The organism is Williamsia sp., assembly GCF_036566845.1.
GTDB lineage: Bacteria > Actinomycetota > Actinomycetes > Mycobacteriales > Mycobacteriaceae > Williamsia.
Genome location: NZ_DATCVM010000241.1, coordinates 13,741 through 31,806, shown reverse-complemented (window position 1 = coordinate 31,806; position 18,066 = coordinate 13,741). Strand labels below are relative to the sequence as shown.

Annotated in this window: 15 protein-coding genes; 6 read left to right on the top strand and 9 right to left on the bottom strand. The window is 63.6% G+C overall.

Annotation, left to right across the window (positions count from 1 at the left end; genetic code table 11):
- Positions 1-115: 115 nt before the first annotated feature.
- The 9 genes from VIQ49_RS23415 to VIQ49_RS23375 are packed head-to-tail and all read right to left on the bottom strand — an operon-like array spanning position 116 to position 9,165.
- Complete coding sequence (locus VIQ49_RS23415) at positions 116-979, bottom strand: alpha/beta hydrolase (RefSeq protein WP_331888990.1); 864 nt, start codon at positions 977-979, stop codon at positions 116-118.
- The gene (locus tag VIQ49_RS23410; RefSeq protein WP_331888989.1) at positions 976-2,214 is read right to left on the bottom strand and encodes an NAD(P)/FAD-dependent oxidoreductase; all 1,239 of its coding nucleotides are present in this window, start codon (positions 2,212-2,214) and stop codon (positions 976-978) included. The genes VIQ49_RS23415 and VIQ49_RS23410 overlap by 4 nt, the downstream gene beginning before the upstream one ends.
- A gap of 18 nt (positions 2,215-2,232) precedes the next feature.
- A complete protein-coding gene (locus VIQ49_RS23405; protein ID WP_331888988.1) occupies positions 2,233-2,820 on the bottom strand; it encodes a 3-phenylpropionate/cinnamic acid dioxygenase subunit beta in 588 nt (195 codons plus the stop codon).
- The gene (locus VIQ49_RS23400) at positions 2,804-4,180 is read right to left on the bottom strand and encodes an aromatic ring-hydroxylating dioxygenase subunit alpha (protein ID WP_331888987.1); all 1,377 of its coding nucleotides are present in this window, start codon (positions 4,178-4,180) and stop codon (positions 2,804-2,806) included. Before VIQ49_RS23400 ends, VIQ49_RS23405 begins: the two co-directional genes overlap by 17 nt.
- Positions 4,181-4,202: 22 nt before the next feature.
- On the bottom strand, positions 4,203-5,060 hold the full coding sequence (locus VIQ49_RS23395) for an alpha/beta hydrolase (RefSeq protein WP_331888986.1): 858 nt from the start codon (positions 5,058-5,060) through the stop codon (positions 4,203-4,205).
- 29 nt (positions 5,061-5,089) lie between these two features.
- On the bottom strand, positions 5,090-6,094 hold the full coding sequence (locus VIQ49_RS23390; protein ID WP_331888985.1) for a sugar ABC transporter substrate-binding protein: 1,005 nt from the start codon (positions 6,092-6,094) through the stop codon (positions 5,090-5,092).
- Positions 6,095-6,144: 50 nt separating this feature from the next.
- Entirely contained in the window at positions 6,145-6,498 is a 354-nt protein-coding gene (locus VIQ49_RS23385) for a bifunctional 3-phenylpropionate/cinnamic acid dioxygenase ferredoxin subunit (protein ID WP_331888984.1), read from the bottom strand.
- Positions 6,491-7,558 (bottom strand): ABC transporter permease, encoded by a 1,068-nt coding sequence (locus tag VIQ49_RS23380; RefSeq protein WP_331888983.1) that lies wholly within the window; start codon positions 7,556-7,558, stop codon positions 6,491-6,493. Before VIQ49_RS23380 ends, VIQ49_RS23385 begins: the two co-directional genes overlap by 8 nt.
- A 56-nt stretch (positions 7,559-7,614) precedes the next feature.
- Positions 7,615-9,165 (bottom strand): sugar ABC transporter ATP-binding protein, encoded by a 1,551-nt coding sequence (locus VIQ49_RS23375; protein ID WP_331888982.1) that lies wholly within the window; start codon positions 9,163-9,165, stop codon positions 7,615-7,617.
- A gap of 535 nt (positions 9,166-9,700) precedes the next feature.
- Between VIQ49_RS23375 and VIQ49_RS23370 the strand changes: the two genes are divergently transcribed.
- The 6 genes from VIQ49_RS23370 (at position 9,701) to VIQ49_RS23345 (ending at position 17,923) form a co-directional block, all read left to right on the top strand.
- Positions 9,701-11,737 carry a DNA/RNA non-specific endonuclease gene (locus VIQ49_RS23370; RefSeq protein WP_331888981.1) on the top strand — a complete coding sequence of 679 codons (2,037 nt, stop codon included), beginning with the start codon at positions 9,701-9,703 and terminating at the stop codon, positions 11,735-11,737.
- 12 nt (positions 11,738-11,749) lie between these two features.
- A complete protein-coding gene (locus tag VIQ49_RS23365) occupies positions 11,750-12,697 on the top strand; it encodes a M43 family zinc metalloprotease (protein WP_331888980.1) in 948 nt (315 codons plus the stop codon).
- The gene (locus tag VIQ49_RS23360; RefSeq protein WP_331888979.1) at positions 12,694-12,954 is read left to right on the top strand and encodes a hypothetical protein; all 261 of its coding nucleotides are present in this window, start codon (positions 12,694-12,696) and stop codon (positions 12,952-12,954) included. Before VIQ49_RS23365 ends, VIQ49_RS23360 begins: the two co-directional genes overlap by 4 nt.
- A gap of 42 nt (positions 12,955-12,996) precedes the next feature.
- Positions 12,997-13,962, top strand: a complete 966-nt coding sequence (locus tag VIQ49_RS23355; RefSeq protein ID WP_331888978.1) for a M28 family metallopeptidase — start codon at positions 12,997-12,999, stop codon at positions 13,960-13,962.
- 130 nt (positions 13,963-14,092) lie between these two features.
- Entirely contained in the window at positions 14,093-15,769 is a 1,677-nt protein-coding gene (locus tag VIQ49_RS23350; protein WP_331888977.1) for a nucleobase:cation symporter-2 family protein, read from the top strand.
- Positions 15,770-15,883: 114 nt separating this feature from the next.
- Positions 15,884-17,923, top strand: coding sequence for a prolyl oligopeptidase family serine peptidase (locus tag VIQ49_RS23345; protein WP_331888976.1), 2,040 nt, complete (start codon positions 15,884-15,886; stop codon positions 17,921-17,923).
- Positions 17,924-18,066: the final 143 nt, after the last annotated feature.

The following is an 18,066-nucleotide window of genomic DNA, read 5'->3' as shown; positions in this document are numbered from 1 at the left end:
ATCGCCGAATCGGCGCGCAAACTGCTGAAGTCCCAAGTTTAAGGCGACACGCTATCGTTCGCTCAGCTCATGACTGAGTTCTCGCTCACGAGCGTCACGGTCACGCCGATATCGATCAGACCTGCACCGATGACAAGACCGCATCGACGAACGCATCCGGCCGCTCGTAGGACGGCCAGTGTCCGCACTGCCCCAGGAGCCGCACGTCGGCGTGCGGGATGTACGAACCGATCGCCAGTGCCTGTTCGAACGGCACCATGCGATCGGATCGACCGTGCACCACCGTGACGGGCATCGCCAGCTCCGCCAGCGCCGCCATGTTGCTGTGCGGGACGCTGACCGACTGCCGGTCGGCCTCGCCGTGATCGGCGTGGTCGGTGCGCATCGCCTGCATCGCCGCCACCAGGTCGTCGGTCACCAGCGACTCGTCGTACCAGAGCGCCCGCAGGAACCGCCGCAGTCGGTCCTCGTCGTCCGGCGCCTCGTCGAGCTCGCCGAACAGCCGGAACACCTCCGAGGGGAACGGTGTGATCAGATACGGATCCCCGCCGGTCGACGCATGACAGGCACCGATCAACAGTGACTCGACCCGCTCCGGATTCGCCAGTGCGAGGTCGATCGCCGTCGTCGCGCCCATCGAGCTGCCGACGATCGGCGCCTTGTCGATCCGCAGGTGATCCATCACCGCCAGCACGCCCCGCACTGCTACGTCGTGGACCGGTTCGTGGTACTCGACCGGACCGGTCAGCCCGTAGTTGGGCAGATCGACAGCGATACAACGGAACCGGGACTCCAACATCTCGAAGACCTTGCTGTAGACCAGGGAGGCGGTGCTGCCTGGTCGGGGACCCCAGGCCTGCACCATCATCAGGATCGGCCCGGATCCCCGGTCGACGTAGCCCACCTCCATCTCGGGGGTGGTGATGCTGCGCTGGTATCGCGGGTCGACGAGCAGATCACGAACCGTTTCGACGGTCACGGCGCCGCCACCTTCGCCCCGATCTTGCGGACGTCGGTCGTAATGTCCTGCAACGCCTCGGCATCGATCGGCGTGCCCTTCTCCATCAGCAACATCGCACCGCGAATATCGCGGTTGGCGTTGATTCCCACAGCACCGACGATGCTGCTGCCAGACAGATAGAAGAAGCTCACCGAGTCGTCCGAATGGAGCCGTGTGACGATGTCTGCCGTCTCGTCGATGCGGCCGACGACCTGCACGTTCAGATCGTGATGATCCGACCAGTACCAAGGAACACTGCGGAACGGTTCCGGTTCACCCATCATCGCCCCGGCGACGTAGTCACCCTGCTGCTGCGCGTTCAGCCAGGTGCCGTGGCGCACCCGACCACCGATGAACGGATCGTCGAAGCTCGCCAGGTCACCCGCCGCGAAGACTCCGGGAACCTTTGTCTCCAAACGGGAATCGACCTGCACGCCATGCCTGGTGTCGAACACCGACCGCTCGAGGTAGCCGACCGACGGGCTCTGCCCGATGGCCACCAGCACGATGTCCGCCTCGATGATGCGGCCGTCGTCCAGGGCGACACCCTGCACCTTGTCACGCCCCTCGAATCCGGCCACCGAGACGCCGGTCATGATCGTGAGATCCGACGTCGAGTATCGACTCGCCAGAGTGTCGGCCGCATGGGCGCCCACTGCTGCCGTCAGGGGATGACGTGACCGGACCATCCAGGTCACATCGTTACCCAGAGTCGCTGCCGCCGAAGCAACTTCGACGGCCAGCAGGCCACCGCCGATGACCGCGACCTTGGCTCGACCGCGGCGGAGCCGGTCACCCAGTGCGTCGGAGTCCTCCGCCGTCCGCAGCGTGTGGATCCCGGGCAGATCGGCGCCCGCCACATCCATCACGTTGGCCCGGCCGCCGGTGGCGAGGAGGACCTTATCCGCCTTGATCTCGATACCGCTGGCGAGCCGGACGGCGCCACCGAAAGTATCGAGGGTGGCGACCGGATCATTGAGGACCAGGTGGACGGCGAGTTCCATCCAGGTGTCCCACTCGCGAATCGTGGTGACGTCGAGAGGTTTCGATCCGATCAGGCATTCCTTGGACAGGGGCGGCCGCTCGTAAGGAAGCCGCCCCTCGTCCCCGACCAGAAAGATACGGTCGTCAAACCCTTTGTTCCGCAATGATTCAGCGGCCTTGGCGCCGGCCATACCGGCGCCAACTATCACAAATGACTTCATATTCGGCATCGTCGACGACTCCTGGTGTCAGAAGAACACGCTGAGATTCTTGGCAAGAATCAGGTTCTGGTCAAGCAGGATGATGCGGTCGGCGATCTGGAAGCTGTCTCCGGCCACCCGCAATACATCGCGGCGCTCGCCGGCCCACAGGTCCACCTCGGCCTCGAGGCGGTTGCGGTAGACGAAGAAGTTCGACCGGATGTCGTACTCCCCCTCGACCTCGGCCCGCTGTACCCGGACGTTGGTCACGAGATGCCGGGACCGCGACGGCGGATCCTCGGCCCAGTGCATACCGGTCTCGAGCTGCTGAATCCGCATGTCGAGCGACGCCTTGTCGTCATCGAAATGACAGACCTCGAGGCCGTTCAGATCGTCGGCCTCGTCGACCTTGCGCTGGCGCCGTAGGCGATTTCGTCGGATCGGCATCCGGTAGTGCGCGTCGTCGGAAAACAGTTCGAACCACGTCCGCCACTGCCAGTCATCGAGCAGTTCGGCCTCGGCGTACAGGAACTGTTCGATCGCGAACTGCTCCTCCAGTGTCACCGGCGCCTTACCCATCGACCGGAACATCGGGGCATTACGGCCACGACCGATTTGTTCACCCGTTGTCAGCATTGATCGCTCCCTTCATCGCCGCGATCGCCCGGGCGCCCGCCGGGGCCTTCATCGAAATTGCTTCGTGCTCGGTACGTTCGGGTTCGGTTGCCGGGGCGATCGGCCACTCCTCCGACGTCATGAACTCGAGCCAGCGGCGATAGAAACCGCGCTGCGGGCCCTCACCGAAGTAGTTACGCAACACCCGTCCCGGGTACACCGGATCGTTGTCGGTCTCGTGACCGTGACCCATCTGGTAGTTCCACGCCATCTTGCGGGTCTGGACACCGCGCTCGAGCATCTGCCCGATCAGGTCCCAGTTCTCACCGTCGTCGGTCTCCACGACACCGGCGGCACCTTCGGTGAACGCTGCGGAGGTGCGCTGCGCCCGCTTGACGGCATCCGGGGCGTCTTTGTCGACAACGGTCCACGACCAGATCTCGAACTCGTTGGGACCCTTCGGGTGCCACATGCGCAAGTTTGCCGAGCCCGGGAGTCCGGACAGATTGGGGAACACCGTGAAATTACCGACCGTGTTCGCTCGGGCATCACCGAGCCGCTCCAGACGGTCCGGAACCTGGGACTCGTTGTAGCGACCCAGCGGATCGTCGGCGAAACGGGTCATCCGGTCGAAGATCATCGAATAGCCATGGCCCTGGCGTGATGCGAACTCGATACCTTTGATGTCCTTGAGGAATCCGGGATCGAAGGTACCCAACGACGAGGCATGCGTGATGACGGCGTGGTAGCCGTCGCCACCGAACTGTTCGGCACCCATCTTCCAATTGCCGTGGATCGTCCACTTGATGACGCCGGGCAGGATCTCGATTCCGCCAGGTGTGCGGTCGACCCAGCTGTCGATGTAATAGGTCATGTCGCCGAGGAAGTCCTCGAGCGGCGGTGCCGCGGCATCAAAAGTGGCGAACCACAGTCCCTTGTACTGCGCGATCTGGGCCACTTCGACCAGGCCCCAACGCTCCTGGTCCAGCTCGTTGAAGTACGCGGTGTCCAGGTTGGGGACGTTGATCAACTCACCGGCGGTGTTGTACGTCCAGCCGTGATAGGTGCACATGAAGTTCTTGGCGTTGCCGTCCTCGGCCCGGCAGATCTTCATTCCGCGATGGCGGCAGGCGTTCAGGAAGACCCGAACACTGTTGTCCTTCTGGCGGATCGCGATTACAGGGTCGCCACCCATGTACGTGTTGAAGAAGTCCCCCGGCTTGGCGACCATCGAATCGTGGGCGATGAAGATCCATGCCCGCCCGAAGACCTGCTCGAGTTCTTTGCGGTAGATCTCATCGTCGATGAAGATCTCCGGGCCGATCAGCCCGTCTTCCCAGTTGACCAACTCGGTCAACCGGTCGTTGATGTCCTGTGTCATGCGAGTGCTCCGTTCAAGTGGATCAGTGGTCGAGGAACGCGTTGACGATCGCCGCGAACTCGGCGGGCTGCTGTTCTTCCATGTGATGCGCGCCGCCGCCCATCACGTGCAGGGATGATCCGGCCACCCGATGCTTCAGTGCCAGTGCGTATTCGGGCACGGCGAACGCGTCACTATCGCCCCAGAGAAACAGTGTGGGTGCCTGAACCAGTGCGAGATGATCAGAGAGGTCCTGCGGGATCCCGCGGCCACCACCCGGACTCCAGTCGGGGCCGAGCGCGATCAGATCGTCGTGGCGACTCAGTTCCCACCGCAGGTCGAACGTCCACTGTGGGATATCCTCACCACCAAGCCATTCGAGATCGGCCATGATGTCGTACAACTTCTCGTGCGTCGGACCCTCGTCGGCGTAATACCGGGTCCAGGCGGTCTTGCCTTCGACACCCAACTCCGGGGTGAGCGGAACCGCTCCCGGTACGGGTTCGCTACCGGTGACGACGAGCTTGCCGACCAGGTCGGGGCGCTCCGCGGCCAGCGCCAGCGCGGTGGCGCCACCGATGGAATTGCAGACGAAGTCGGCCTTCTCGATCCCGATCGCGTCCAGCGCCTTGGCGATCACCTGTGCGTGGTAGCTCCAACGTGGAGCGGTGAACGGTTCCTTGCTCGAGCGGCCGTACTGCAGCATGTCCATGAGGATCAGGCGACGGCTGTCGGCGAAGATACCTGCGACGGTTCCGAAGTCGGTCCAGCTCGAACATCCCGGGCCTCCGCCGTGGAGGAAGACCGTCGGTGAACCGCTGCCGATGTCGATGTAGTGGATGGAATGGCCGCCGACTTCGATCTGTTTGCCGTCGGGTTCGGCCAGTTGTACGTCACGCATGAGATGCCTTTCGCGTTCGGGTCGGGTGATTACTTGACCAGCGGGAGGTCGTCGAAGGAACAGGTGCGATCCTCGGGCGATACGTAGTCGGCGACGGTTTGCGAGTCGACGATGTTGCTCTTGACGACGTACTCCGCCTGCGTTTTGCCCTCGGCTGCGTCGCGGGTGGCCGCCACGATGGTGTATCCGGTGCACACCGGGTCGGTTTCGACTGTTGCAGTGATGGTTCCATTGCGGACCGCCGTGATGGCGGAGGTGTCACCGTTGCTTCCGGTGACGACGATGCCCGACGGGTTGTCAGCGGTGTACGCGGTCTTGCCCGACGACTGGAGCACCGAGGCGATTCCCAGCGCCGTGGCGTCGTTGTACGCCCAGAACCCTTCGATGTTCGGGTTGGCCGAGAGCATGTCCTGTGCCAGCGTGGACGCGCCGGCGCTGGTGTCTGCGGTGTTGTCCTGTTGAGCGATGATATTGAGCCCCAGTGCCTTGGCGGCGTTACTGAAGCATTCGGTCATCGAGACGATCGAAGGCGCCGGCGGGCCCGACATGATCGCGATGTTTCCCCCTGGCTTGGCGTCCGCGAACAGCTGAGCCACCTGCGCGACCACGCCGCCGTCCTCGCACGTTGTCGCCTCGGTCCAGACGATCGTGTCGACGCCCTCGCCGCCGGAGTTCACCCCGACGACAGGGATGTCAGCCGACTCAGCCCGCGCGTAGGCGCCACTGATCGCCCCTTCGTCGAGTGCCCAGGCCGCGATCGCCGTCACCGGACGATCGACCATGGTCTGAATGTTCGAGACCTGGGTATCGGTCGACAGGTTGGCGTCGTACACCTGGGTCTGCCATCCCAGATCAGCTGTCGCCGACTCGAGGCCCTGCGCGATGAACTTCTGGCCTTCCTGCGCCATGACCGGCGATGAGAAGCCCAGGAAGTCCCCCGAGCTCGAACCGCTGTCACCGCAGGCGGTGGTCGCAGCGGTGATGACACCGACGGCTGCGATGGCCATCGCTATCTGTGATCCCTTGTAACGCATGATGTCTTGTTTTCCTTTCGGACGGGCTGTGCCGTGTGGCGGGGGAAGAGCTAGCGGCGGAGCTTGTCGATGACACAGCGCTGTGTCGCGGCAACGAAGATGTTGTTGTCGGCGACACGGACTGGATATGTGCCGACCGGGTCGGTGGCCGGCGCAGTGAGCGCTTCGCCGGTGCGAACCGAGAACGTGGCATAGTGCAGTTCGCATTCGATCTGGTCACCGTCGAGATAACCGTCGGTCAATGAGTACTCGGCGTGGGAACAGGTGTCGTCGATGGCGAAGTATTCACCGTCGATGTTGAACAGTGCGATCGGCGGGCAGGTGCCGACCTTGACGCCTTCTCCCACCGCGAGTTCGTCTGTGGCACAGACCAACACCCACGTGTTTGTCGATAGATCAGACACCGGCAGCCTCCTTCGGTCCGGCCGCCGCCGAGGATCTCCTGCGAAGGCGGCTACGCATGGCCGACGACCGGGCCACGCCGAGACCGACCGCGAGTATGAGCAGTACGCCGTTGACGGCTTGTCGCCAGAAGCTGGAGATGTCGGCGATGGTCATTGCGTTCTGCACGACGCCGAGGAACAGGACTCCGACCACGGTGCCCCAGATGCTGCCCTTGCCGCCGCTGAAGGAGGTGCCGCCGATGAGGACCGCGGCCAGGACTCCATTGAGTAGTGCGGGGTCGATCTGCGGAGAGGCTCCGGTGAGGCGGCCGACCTGGATGATCGATGCAACACCGGCAGCCAGCCCGGCCAGGGTGTAGACGATCGCGGTGGTGTTACGGACGTTGATGCCATTCAGTCGTGCGGCCTCGACGTTCGAGCCGATGGCGAACACCGATCGTCCGAACCTCGTGTAGCCCAGGACTCCGATGGCCAGCAGAACCAACAGTATGTCGAAGATGAGGATGATCGGGATCTCCCCGATCTTGCCGGTGGCGAACGTGTTGATCGACGAGAACGCGGGGACGTCGAAGACGTTGACGGTGGCACCGTCGTTGGAGAGCAGCGCCACGCTGGCAGCGATCGACGCCATACCGAGGGTCACGACCAGAAAGGAGATACCGGCGCGGGATATCAAGAGTCCGTTGATGATTCCCATCAACGCACCCACCGCCATCGCTCCGACAATGCAGAGCAGTGCTGGCATGCCTCCCTGGAGCATGAGGCCGAAGATCATCCCGGCGGCGGCGGTCATCGAAATGATCGATAGGTCGATGCCACCGGCGATCACCACGAACGTCGATCCGATGGCGAGCACCAGGGCAACGCTGTTGGCGCCGACAATGTTCATCATGTTGGACCACGTCATGAAGCTCGGCTGACTGATTGCCGCGATGATCACCAACACGACCAGCGCGACCACCACGCCGCCACTGTCACCGAAGCGGGGTCGGGGCAACCGCCGGGTGACCGACGTGGGTTCGGGCAGCGGTGCCGGGGGCCTGTCCAGTGTTGCGGTCATCGAGAACTCCTGCAATGTCGTTCGGGCTGTTGCGAAATCGTTCGATCGAAAGATGTTCAGGCGGTGGCCAGTGCCTCGTTGGTGGCCGTGTGTCCGGTCACCATGGCGTGGTTGATGCTTTCCTCGTTGACGTCGGCGCCGCTGAACTCGGCGACCACGCGTCCGCCGTACATCGTCATCACTCGGTCGCACATGCCACACAGTTCGTTGAGCTCGGACGAGATAAAGAGCACCGCGGCGCCGCGGGCGGCCTGCTCGCGGAGCAACGTGTAAATGGCACTTTTCGCGCCGACATCGATACCTCGGGTCGGCTCGCTCATCACATAGACCGGCAGGTTGAGTTCGAAGAGCCTGCCGATGGTCACCTTCTGCTGGTTACCCCCGGAGAGCTGCGAGATCGGGAGTGACGTGGATGCCGCGCGGATGTCGTAGCGGACGACCGTGTCGGCCACCCGACGACGTTCGAGGCCGGTCCGTCGCAGTCCGTATCGGAATACATCATTCTTCCAGGCCAGGGCGAGGTTTTCGGCGACCGAGCGGCCCAGCATCAATGCCATCGCCTTGCGGTCCTCTGGGACAAAGCCCAGCCCGCCCTTCAGGATTCGGTCAGGACGCCCCAGCGGGAGAGCCGTACCGGCGACCTTCACCGTGCCCACTGCGTCGACGGCACCGGCCAGCGCGTGGCCGAGGACTTCCTTGCCGGATCCCGAAAGGCCTGCGACCCCGACGATTTCTCCTCTTCCGATCCGCAGGTCGATGGACTCCAGTCCGTTGCCGGGCGATCGGAGACCTGACACCTCCAGGGCGGCGTTCGACAGTTCCGGTGTGGCGGTGCGGCTCCCGTAGTAGTCACCGAGTTCGCGGCCCACCATCAGGCGCACCAGTTCGGCCTCGGTGGTCTGCGCAATCGGTCGCGTCGCCACGATGTGACCGTCGCGGAGCACCGCCGCGGTGTCGGCCGCCTGGAAGATCTCGTTCATGCGGTGGGTGATCATCACCACGGCGGTGCCCATCGCCCTCCGAACCTCGACCATGTCGAGGAGCCGGGCAGCCGCCTTCTCCGACAGCGAACTCGTTGCCTCATCGAGGATCAGAACATCGGGGTCAGTGGCGAGCGCACGAGCGATCTCCACCTGTTGTTGTGTCTCGAGCGAGAGATCGCCGACCCGCGCATTCGGGTCGATCAACATCCCGTAGGCCTCGAGGACCTCTTTCGCCGACGACCGGACCTCACGCCACAACACCATCGTTCCCAGCACCCGCGGCAGCCGCCCCATGTAGATGTTCTCGGCGACTGTCAGGTCCTTGGCCAGGGTGAGTTCTTGGCTGATCAGCGCGATTCCGTGGGACCTGGCGACCTTCGCATTGGGAATGGTCAGTTCCTGGCCGTGCACCATGATCGTGCCCGAATCCGGCGCGAGGATACCGCCCATGATCTTCGCGATGGTCGACTTCCCTGATCCGTTTTCTCCGGTGAGCGCGGTCACGGTTCCCGGCCGGAAATGAACATCGACATTCTGCAACGCGATCGCTGCGCCGAAACTCTTTGCAATTCCGTGCATCTGCAGAGCGGGAACCCGCGCGCCCTGGTCATCTCCGGTGGTCATAGGGCAGAAGTCAATCAGCGCGCAAGCTGCGACAACATACCCATGCAGCGGCAAATATCGCCCTACCTCATTCGAGGTATCCTGCCGATAATAGTGTTCTACTTGTGCGCCTATTTGCCATGAGATTACGGGTTTGTTTCCCGGGTTACGGCATCGAAAAGTTCAGCCTCCAAGAGAATGGGAAGGCGATTCCTGACGATTTCTAGGTATATTTCCGGTGTGGGGCGTCTACCGCGGGTCCTCGACCGCCTCCTGCATCTGGGCCATGGCCGCTGCCGGGATCTCACCTTCACCGGGCTCACGGTTGTTCGGAAGTAGTGCGTATCGCATAGTCAGCTCCTCATCTCTCACATTGTGGGCCGTTTTCCGGTCCATCACAGTGATGACGATCGACGAACCCCGAAATCGACGTGCCGCTCGGTGCGATCGCGTAGTGCCACGTCCCGGATTCGAGTAGCGGACTACGCGTGCACCCATCCGTGATTCGAGGGAACCTCAATTCACGATCTCCATACTCAGACCTCAGGGACCGGCCATGACGATCATCTCGACACCGTCCGATGGACTCGCCCACCCACATCCGGACGCGTTCGACTCCGAACATCAACTGCAGACCGATGCAGCCGCCCGAAGAATCGCGGGGCGTATCGGCGATCGCACCGGAAACGAGGACGCCCTGGCGCGGGGCGACCTGGCCGACGTCGATTCCCCGGCCCGAATCACCAACCGTCTGGCGCGAATTGCGCACTACTACGATCCGCGCGCGGCAGCCACGCCCGAACCCACGATCGCCAAGGGCATCGACAAAGCGGCAACGGCCCTCGACGTTCAGGGCGCCGATCTCGAACGGATCATCAACGCCGCCGACTTCCTCGCCGTTCGATACCTCGACGACGGTGTGAGCGCATCACGGTCGATCGGGCGGGTTCACATCGATGTCAGCTCAGGACAGGCGCATGGCTTCGGCACCGGATTCCTCGTCGCACCGTCGCTGCTGCTGACCAACCATCATGTACTGCCGGACGCCGAAACCGCCCGTACCAGCCAGATCGAGTTCAACTACCAGGACGGAGCCGGTGGCGCGGCCCTGACCGGCACCTCATTCCGGTTCGCCCCGGACCGGTTCTTCCTGGCCGACCGTCAGCGCGACTTCGCCCTGGTTGCGGTCGACGCATCTGCGTCCGAACTCGTATCGTTCGGATACAACCGGCTCACCGCCGCGCAAGGCACGGTGATCATCGGTGAATACGTCACGATCGTTCAGCATCCGCGCGGTCGTAAGAAGCAGATCGTGTTGCGGGAGAACAAACTCGTCGACATCGCCGACGGCTTCGTACATTACTCGGCAGATACCGAACCCGGATCGTCCGGTTCACCGGTGTTCAACGACCAGTGGGAAGTTGTTGCGCTGCATCACGCGAGCGTGCCGGTCGCCGAACAGATCCAGGCCGGCGGCTACCTGAACGAGGGGATCCGGATCAGCAGCATCCTCGCCCACCTCCGATCTTCGCCACTGACCGCCGAGCAGCTGGAACTGGCCACCGTCCTGGTCGGTGATCCGCCGCCACCCGCACCACCGGAAGCGCCACCCTCACCCCCACCGGACCACGGCGAGGCGCACTCCGCGAGCACCGTCACGACCGTGACCGTGCCGGTGGAGATCACGGTGCGCATCACCGGCACCCCGTCGGCCACCAGCCAGGTCGTGGCAGGAGCAGTGACAACCTCCGGTTCAGCAAGCACCGAGGCGGTCTCCATCGATCCCGACTACACCACTCGCGGCGGTTACGATCCGAACTTCCTCACCCATCCGGTGCCGCTGCCTCTCTTGACCGATGCGGTCAAATCCATTTCATCGCAAGAACTTCGGTATCACCACTTCAGCGTGGTGATGAATCGACCCCGCCGGATGGCCCTGTTCACCGCTGTCAACATCGACGGCGGTGCGGCGAACGACCCACCCCGTGAGTCCGACCGGTGGATCCGCGATCCACGTATCCGCCCCGACGAACAGACCGACGAAGCCCTGTATCGCGACAACCCGCTCGATCGTGGTCATCTGGTGCGCCGACTCGATCCGGCGTGGGGCCCACAGGCGAAAGCCGCCAACGACGACACCTTCCACTTCACCAACTGCACACCGCAACACCATGATTTCAACGCCGGAAGCACCTTGTGGGTAGGTCTGGAGGACTACCTGTTGCGCAGCGCGCAGAACAACGCGATCAAGGTCAGCGTCCTCACCGGACCGGTGTTCGCAGACGACGACCCGCCCTACCGCGGTTTCAAGTTGCCCCGACAGTTCTGGAAGGTGGCAACGATGGTCAAGGTCGACGGCAGGTTGTCCGCCACCGGCTACCTGCTCAGCCAGGAGGCACTCCTGGACGAATTCAGCACCGCCCCAGAGTCTTTTTCTTTCGGGGCCTACCGCACCTACCAGGTTCCGGTCCGGAGAATCGCCGCCGCAACGGGACTCGACCTGACCGCCTACACCGGCGCGGATCCGCTCGAACACATCGAAAGCTCCCATACCGCACGCGAACTCATTCGTACCAACGACGTCATCCTCTGATCGGAGAACATCATGACCACCATCGAACCCCCGACACAGCGACTCTGCGGGGCCATGCCCGAACACCGCCGCCTGCTCACCGAATCGGCCGACTACCGGCAGGCGCGGGCCGAACTCGAAACCGCAACCATCGAACTCGAAGCCCTCGAAGCCGTCAGCACCGAGATCATCCACATCCCTGTGGTGGTGCACGTGGTCGCGCGCACCGACGCCGAGAACATCTCGGATGCTCAGGTACACAGTCAGATCGAGGTTCTCAACCGTGACTTCCGGGCCACGAACGACGACATCGACAGAGTGCCGGAGGTCTTCAAGGACCGGATCGGCGACGCCCTGGTGCAGTTCTCCCTCGCGACGGTCGATCCCGACGGCCAACCGACAAGCGGCATCACCCGGACCTCGACCACCAGGACGTCGTTCAACAGCGACAACAAGATCAAGTTCACCGCGCGCGGAGGCATCGACGCCTGGCCGGCCGACAAGTACCTGAACGTCTGGGTCGGTCTGCTCGGTGGCGGCCTGCTCGGATACGCCCAGTTCCCCGGCGGACCGGCGGAGACGGACGGCGTGGTGATCACCCACACCGCGTTCGGAACGACGGGGACCGCAAAACAGCCCTTCCACCTCGGCCGCACCGCCACCCACGAGATCGGGCACTATCTCAACCTGTTCCACATCTGGGGCGACGACGGCAGTGGTTGCGGCGGCACCGACGAGGTCTCCGACACCCCGAATCAGGGTTCGGAGAATGTCGGCAAACCGGCGTTTCCCCACGTCAGCTGCAACAACGCGCCCCACGGGGACCTCTTCATGGATTACATGGACTACACCGACGACGATTCCATGATGATGTTCACCGCTGGACAGGTGAGCCGCATGCGCGCGTGCCTCGACACCGCACGGGCGACGCTGGTGGCGGCCGGAAGTACCGGGGTCGGCGCGGGGTCGCCCACCTCGTGACCGACATGGCCGACCGCCGGTGGTGGCACTCGTTCGAAGAAGACCACGACGACGTCGCCGTCTACCGGCCCGACGGCTTCGATTTCCCGCCGGCCCGGGGCCGCCGCGGCATCGAGATCGACCCCGACGGCTCGATGGTCGAACTCGGGCTCGGCGCCGACGACGTCCCCGGCGGGCGGTTACCCGAATCGACCGGATCGCCGCCGCTGGAGGTCGTCCATCGCGACAGCCAACGTATCGAAGTCCGACGGCACTGACCGAACGAGTCTGCAATGACCTGCACTACTGAGAGGACGGCAATGTCCACCGCCGAACAACACGAACAGACCTGCCGGCGATCGGCCGTGCTGCGGGCCGCACCCACGGTCGAACATCCTCCGGTTGTCAGGTCCACCCCGGACCCGGAGATCGCAGCACTGCTCTCCTCGCTCTCGCAGACCCGCTACAGCCGGTTCCTGTCGGCCATCACCGCACCACCCACCCGGCATTCCCGAAGTCCGGAGTTCTGGTCGATCATGGATTTCGCGGCCACCGAACTCGAGGACGCCGGGTACACCGTGACCCGCACACCCGTCCGGGTCGGCGCCGGATCAAGCGCGAACCTCGTCGCGCATCTGCCTGGACACGGCACCGGCACAAGGCATCTGGTGCTGGCCACGGCACACCTGGATTCGGTGAACGAAGCCGGACGGTCGCTTCCGGCACCCGGCGCCGACGACAATGCCTCGGGTAGCGCCGGGGTACTCGAACTCGGAGCGGTCCTTGCCGGCCGATCGTGGGACAACGACGTGGTTCTCATCCTGTTCGGTGGCGAGGAGCAGGGACTACTGGGAAGCATCGAATACGTCGCGGCACTCACGTCGGAGGAGCGAAACCACATCTCGGCCGTCATCAACATGGACATGATCGGCCGACGGAACTCAGCTACACCCGGGGTCATGATCGAAGGCGGGGAGAAGTCGCAGACTTTGATGAACGATCTCGTCGCGGCCGCCGGTACCTACACCCACCTGGCGGTGGCCACCTCACTGAATCCGTTCGCCAGCGACCACGTGCCGTTCATCGATGCCGGACTTCCCGCCGTCCTCACCATCGAAGCCGATGACCGGGCCAATACGGACGTCCACACCGATCGCGACACGATCGATACCGTGGATCCGTCGCTGGCCATGGAGATCCTGAGGATGAACCTCGCGGTCCTTGCCGGCCGCTTGGGCGTGATGGCCAAGCAGAATGCCAACAGCTCGGCACCGGCCGGCGGGTGACGATACGCCGACTGCGGAGGAGTATATTTCCCCCGAAACGTCAGCGAAACCCGTTGACAGCCTGTCCGAAATGTGTGGAATCAACCATTCGAGGCGACATTGATCCTCGCACGGGTTAGGACCACCATCTGTGTCCTCGTTACTTTCTGTTGTCACCAAGGGCCGCGCCGCTGAGCACCCGGTGGACGAGATTCCCCCCTTGGCCAGGTTGCTGCCACTCGGTCTCCAACATGTCCTGGCCATGTATGCAGGCGCAGTGGCGGTACCACTGATCGTCGGCGGAGCGATGGTCAGCGCCGGCGAACTCGAATCATCCGACATCGTGCACCTGATCATGGCTGACCTGTTCGTCGCCGGGATCGCGACGATTCTGCAGGCCGTGGGGTTCTGGCGATTCGGCGTCCGACTGCCGCTGATGCAGGGTGTCACCTTCGCTGCCGTCGCCCCGATGATCACCATCGGCGTCGAGCACGGCATCACCGCCATCTACGGGGCGGTGATCGCGTCGGGGCTGTTCATGATCTTGATGGCACCAGTGTTCGGCAAGCTCATCCGGTTCTTTCCGCCGCTGGTCACCGGGACCATCATCCTGATCATCGGCGTCTCGCTCATGCGGGTCGCGGCGGGCTGGTTCGGCGGCGGTACAGCGAAGGGACCGGATTTCGGCGCCCCCAGCGCCATCGGCATGGGCTTTCTGACCCTGTTGATCATCCTGCTGATCGAACGATTCGCGCCGGACGCGTTCCGACGGGTGTCGGTTCTGCTCGGACTCGTCATCGGTACCTTGATCTCGATTCCGTTCGGCATGCCCACCTGGGACAACGTCAGTCACTACGACTGGGTGGGATTTGTGCAGCCGTTCCAGTTCGGCGCGCCGACGTTCCAGATCAGTTCGATTCTCGCGCTGATGATCGTGGCCATCGTCATCATGACCGAGACCACCGGTGACACCGTGGCCGTCGGAGAGATCGTCGGAAAGAAGATCACTCCGCAAAGGCTCGCGGACGGACTACGGGCGGACGGCCTCGGCACCGTCCTCGGCGGCATCTTCAATACCTTCCCGTATACGGCCTTCGCGCAGAACGTCGGACTCGTCGCCATCACCGGTGTCAAGACGAGGCATGTCGCGACGTGCGCAGGCGTCATCCTCGTCATCCTCGGGCTGCTCCCGAAGATGGCTGCAATCGTCGAGGGCATCCCGTTGCCGGTACTCGGCGGCGCCGGCGTGGCGTTGTTCGGGATGGTCGCCGCCAGCGGCGTGCGGACCCTGTCGAAGGTGAAGTTCAACAACTCCAACATCTTGGTGGTCGCGATCTCCGTCGGTGTTGCGATGCTGACCGAGGCCAAGCTGTACTACACCGATCGCAACCTCGGCGCCGAACCCGTCGATGTGGCATTGGACCTCTACGAGCAGTTCCCGGACTGGTTCCAAACGATATTCCACTCAGGGATCTCGGCGGGCGCATTGACCGCGATCATTCTCAACCTGCTGTTCAATTCGGCCGCGATGCGCAAGGGTGCTGTCGACGAGGACGAGATCGGCGGCGGCGGATTCGACGCTCCGCGTGGCCCGTTCATCGATCCGCGAGATGCGCTCGAAGCCGCGGACCCGTCGACCAGTCCGGAGAAGCTGCGTGCACTCGCCGAAAAGCATGAAGACCTGCACACCATCATTGTCACGAATCCGAATGCCGACGCCGAACTGTGCGATTGGATTCGGGAACACGACAATCCGAAGGTCAAGCAGGTGTACGAGAAATGGGACGGACACACCCACGGCGAGTTCTCGAAGAGGGGCCGGACCTGACGGCGAGCGATCGCGTCGCCGGCCCGGCGTCGCCGCACCCGGCAGCATCTCGACCGCCGGGAGGAACGAGGTGCTGGTGAACGCCGAGGGGGTCGGTGCGGCAGACTGGTCTGCGTGAGTGATTCCGACCCCTACCTCTGGCTCGAAGATGTGACCGGCGATGACGCCCTGACCTGGGTGCGCGAGCACAACCAGCCCACCATCGACCGGTTGACCACCGGCACCCGTTTTTCCGATCTGCAATCTGCCGCCCTCGAGGTGTTCGACACCGACGATCGCATCGCGTATGTGCGCAGGCGCGGCGACCACCTCTACAACTACTGGCGCGACGCAGCCAACCCTCGCGGGTTGTGGCGCCGCACCACGCTGGAGCAGTACCGCACCGACTCCCCGGAATGGGATGTGCTGATCGACCTGGATGCAGTCGCGGCCGACGAGGACGAGAACTGGGTCTGGAAAAGTGCACTTGTCCTGCGACCGGCGCATGAGCGGGCCCTGATCCTGCTGTCGCGTGGTGGGGCCGACGCCTCGATCGTGCGTGAGTTCGACATGGTCTCCCGGACATGGATCGACGCGGCCGACGGTGGTTTCGCGTTGCCGGAGAACAAGTCCGATATCGACTGGATCGATCAGGACACCGTCTATGTCGGCACCGATTTCGGTACGCATTCAGACGGCGAATCCGCGCTCACCAACTCCGGATACCCCCGCGTCGTCAAACGCTGGACCCGCGGCACACCACTCGATTCAGCAGTCACGGTCTTCGACGGATCCGTGGAAGATGTTGCGGTACAGGGGATGTACGACGACACCCCCGGTTTCGAGCGACACTTCGTCGTCAGGTCGACGGATTTCTTCAACCACGAGTTCTACCTCCTCGGTGACGGGGACGCGGCGACGCTCATCGACGTTCCCACCGATGCCCACACCAGCGTGCATCGTCAGTGGCTGCTGGTGTTCACCCGATCCCCCTGGGAACTGAGCGCGGGCCACACGCATCCGACAGGAACGTTGCTGGCCTTCGACCACGACGCATACCTGACCGGAAACCGTGATGCGACGGTCCTGTTCACACCCGACGACCACACGAGTCTGCAGAACTTCTCGTTCACCTCCGACCATCTGGTCCTGGTGATTCTTCGGGACGTGCAGACCGAGGTCCGGCTGCTGTCGGTGTCCGACTGGTCGGTGTCCGAACTGGTCGGATTGCCGGAACTGGCCACCATCTCCGTCCTCGACACCGATCCCGACCACAGCGCCGAGCTGTTCCTGTCGGCGAGCAGCTTCACCACCCCACCCAGCCTGCTGCACGGGACGAGCACCGGTGGCGTGGCTCCGATCAAGCAGTCGCCCACGCTGTTCGACACGAGCAATGTGTCTGCATCGCAATACTTCTCGACCTCGGACGACGGCACCCGGATCCCCTACTTCGTGGTCAAGCGCGATGACGTGGATTCGGGTCCGACACTGCTCTACGGATACGGCGGATTCGAGAACTCGATGACCCCGAGCTACGGCGCCGTCTCCGGCCGCAGCTGGGTGGAACGCGGGGGCATCTATGTCATCGCCAACATTCGCGGCGGCGGCGAATACGGGCCGACGTGGCATACCCAGGCCCAACTCGCCGGCCGCCACCTCGTCTACGAGGATTTTGCCAGTGTCGCAAAGGATCTGATCGCGCGCGGACTGACCACCAGCGAGCAGCTGGCAGCGCAGGGCGGCTCCAACGGCGGCCTGCTGATGGGCGTCATGCTCACCAGCTACCCGGAACTGTTCGGCGCCCTGGTCTGTCAGGTACCGCTGCTGGACATGAAGCGCTACCACCTGCTGCTCGCCGGGGCCTCCTGGGTTGCCGAATACGGCGACCCCGACGATCCCGAGCAGTGGGAGTTCATCTCGAAATACTCTCCGTACCAACTGCTCCGCCGCGACGCCGACTATCCCAAACTCCTGATGACAACATCGACCCGCGATGATCGCGTTCACCCCGGCCACGCACGCAAGTTCGTCGCCCGGATGGAAGAACTGGGGCACTCGGTGAGCTACTACGAGAACATCGAAGGTGGCCACGGTGGCGCCGCTGACAACAAACAGGCGGCCTTCAAGTCGGCGTTGGCCTACGAGTTCCTGTGGGAGAGCATCGGCCCCCGTTGACCGTGCCGATAAAACCGTCGAGCTAACCGCCGAGCGTGCCGATGCAACCGTCGAGCGTGCCTATATCGCCGTTCACTGTGCCGAAAGTGCACACGCTCCAACGCTTTTGGCACGCTCGGTGGTCATTTCGGCACGCTCGGTGG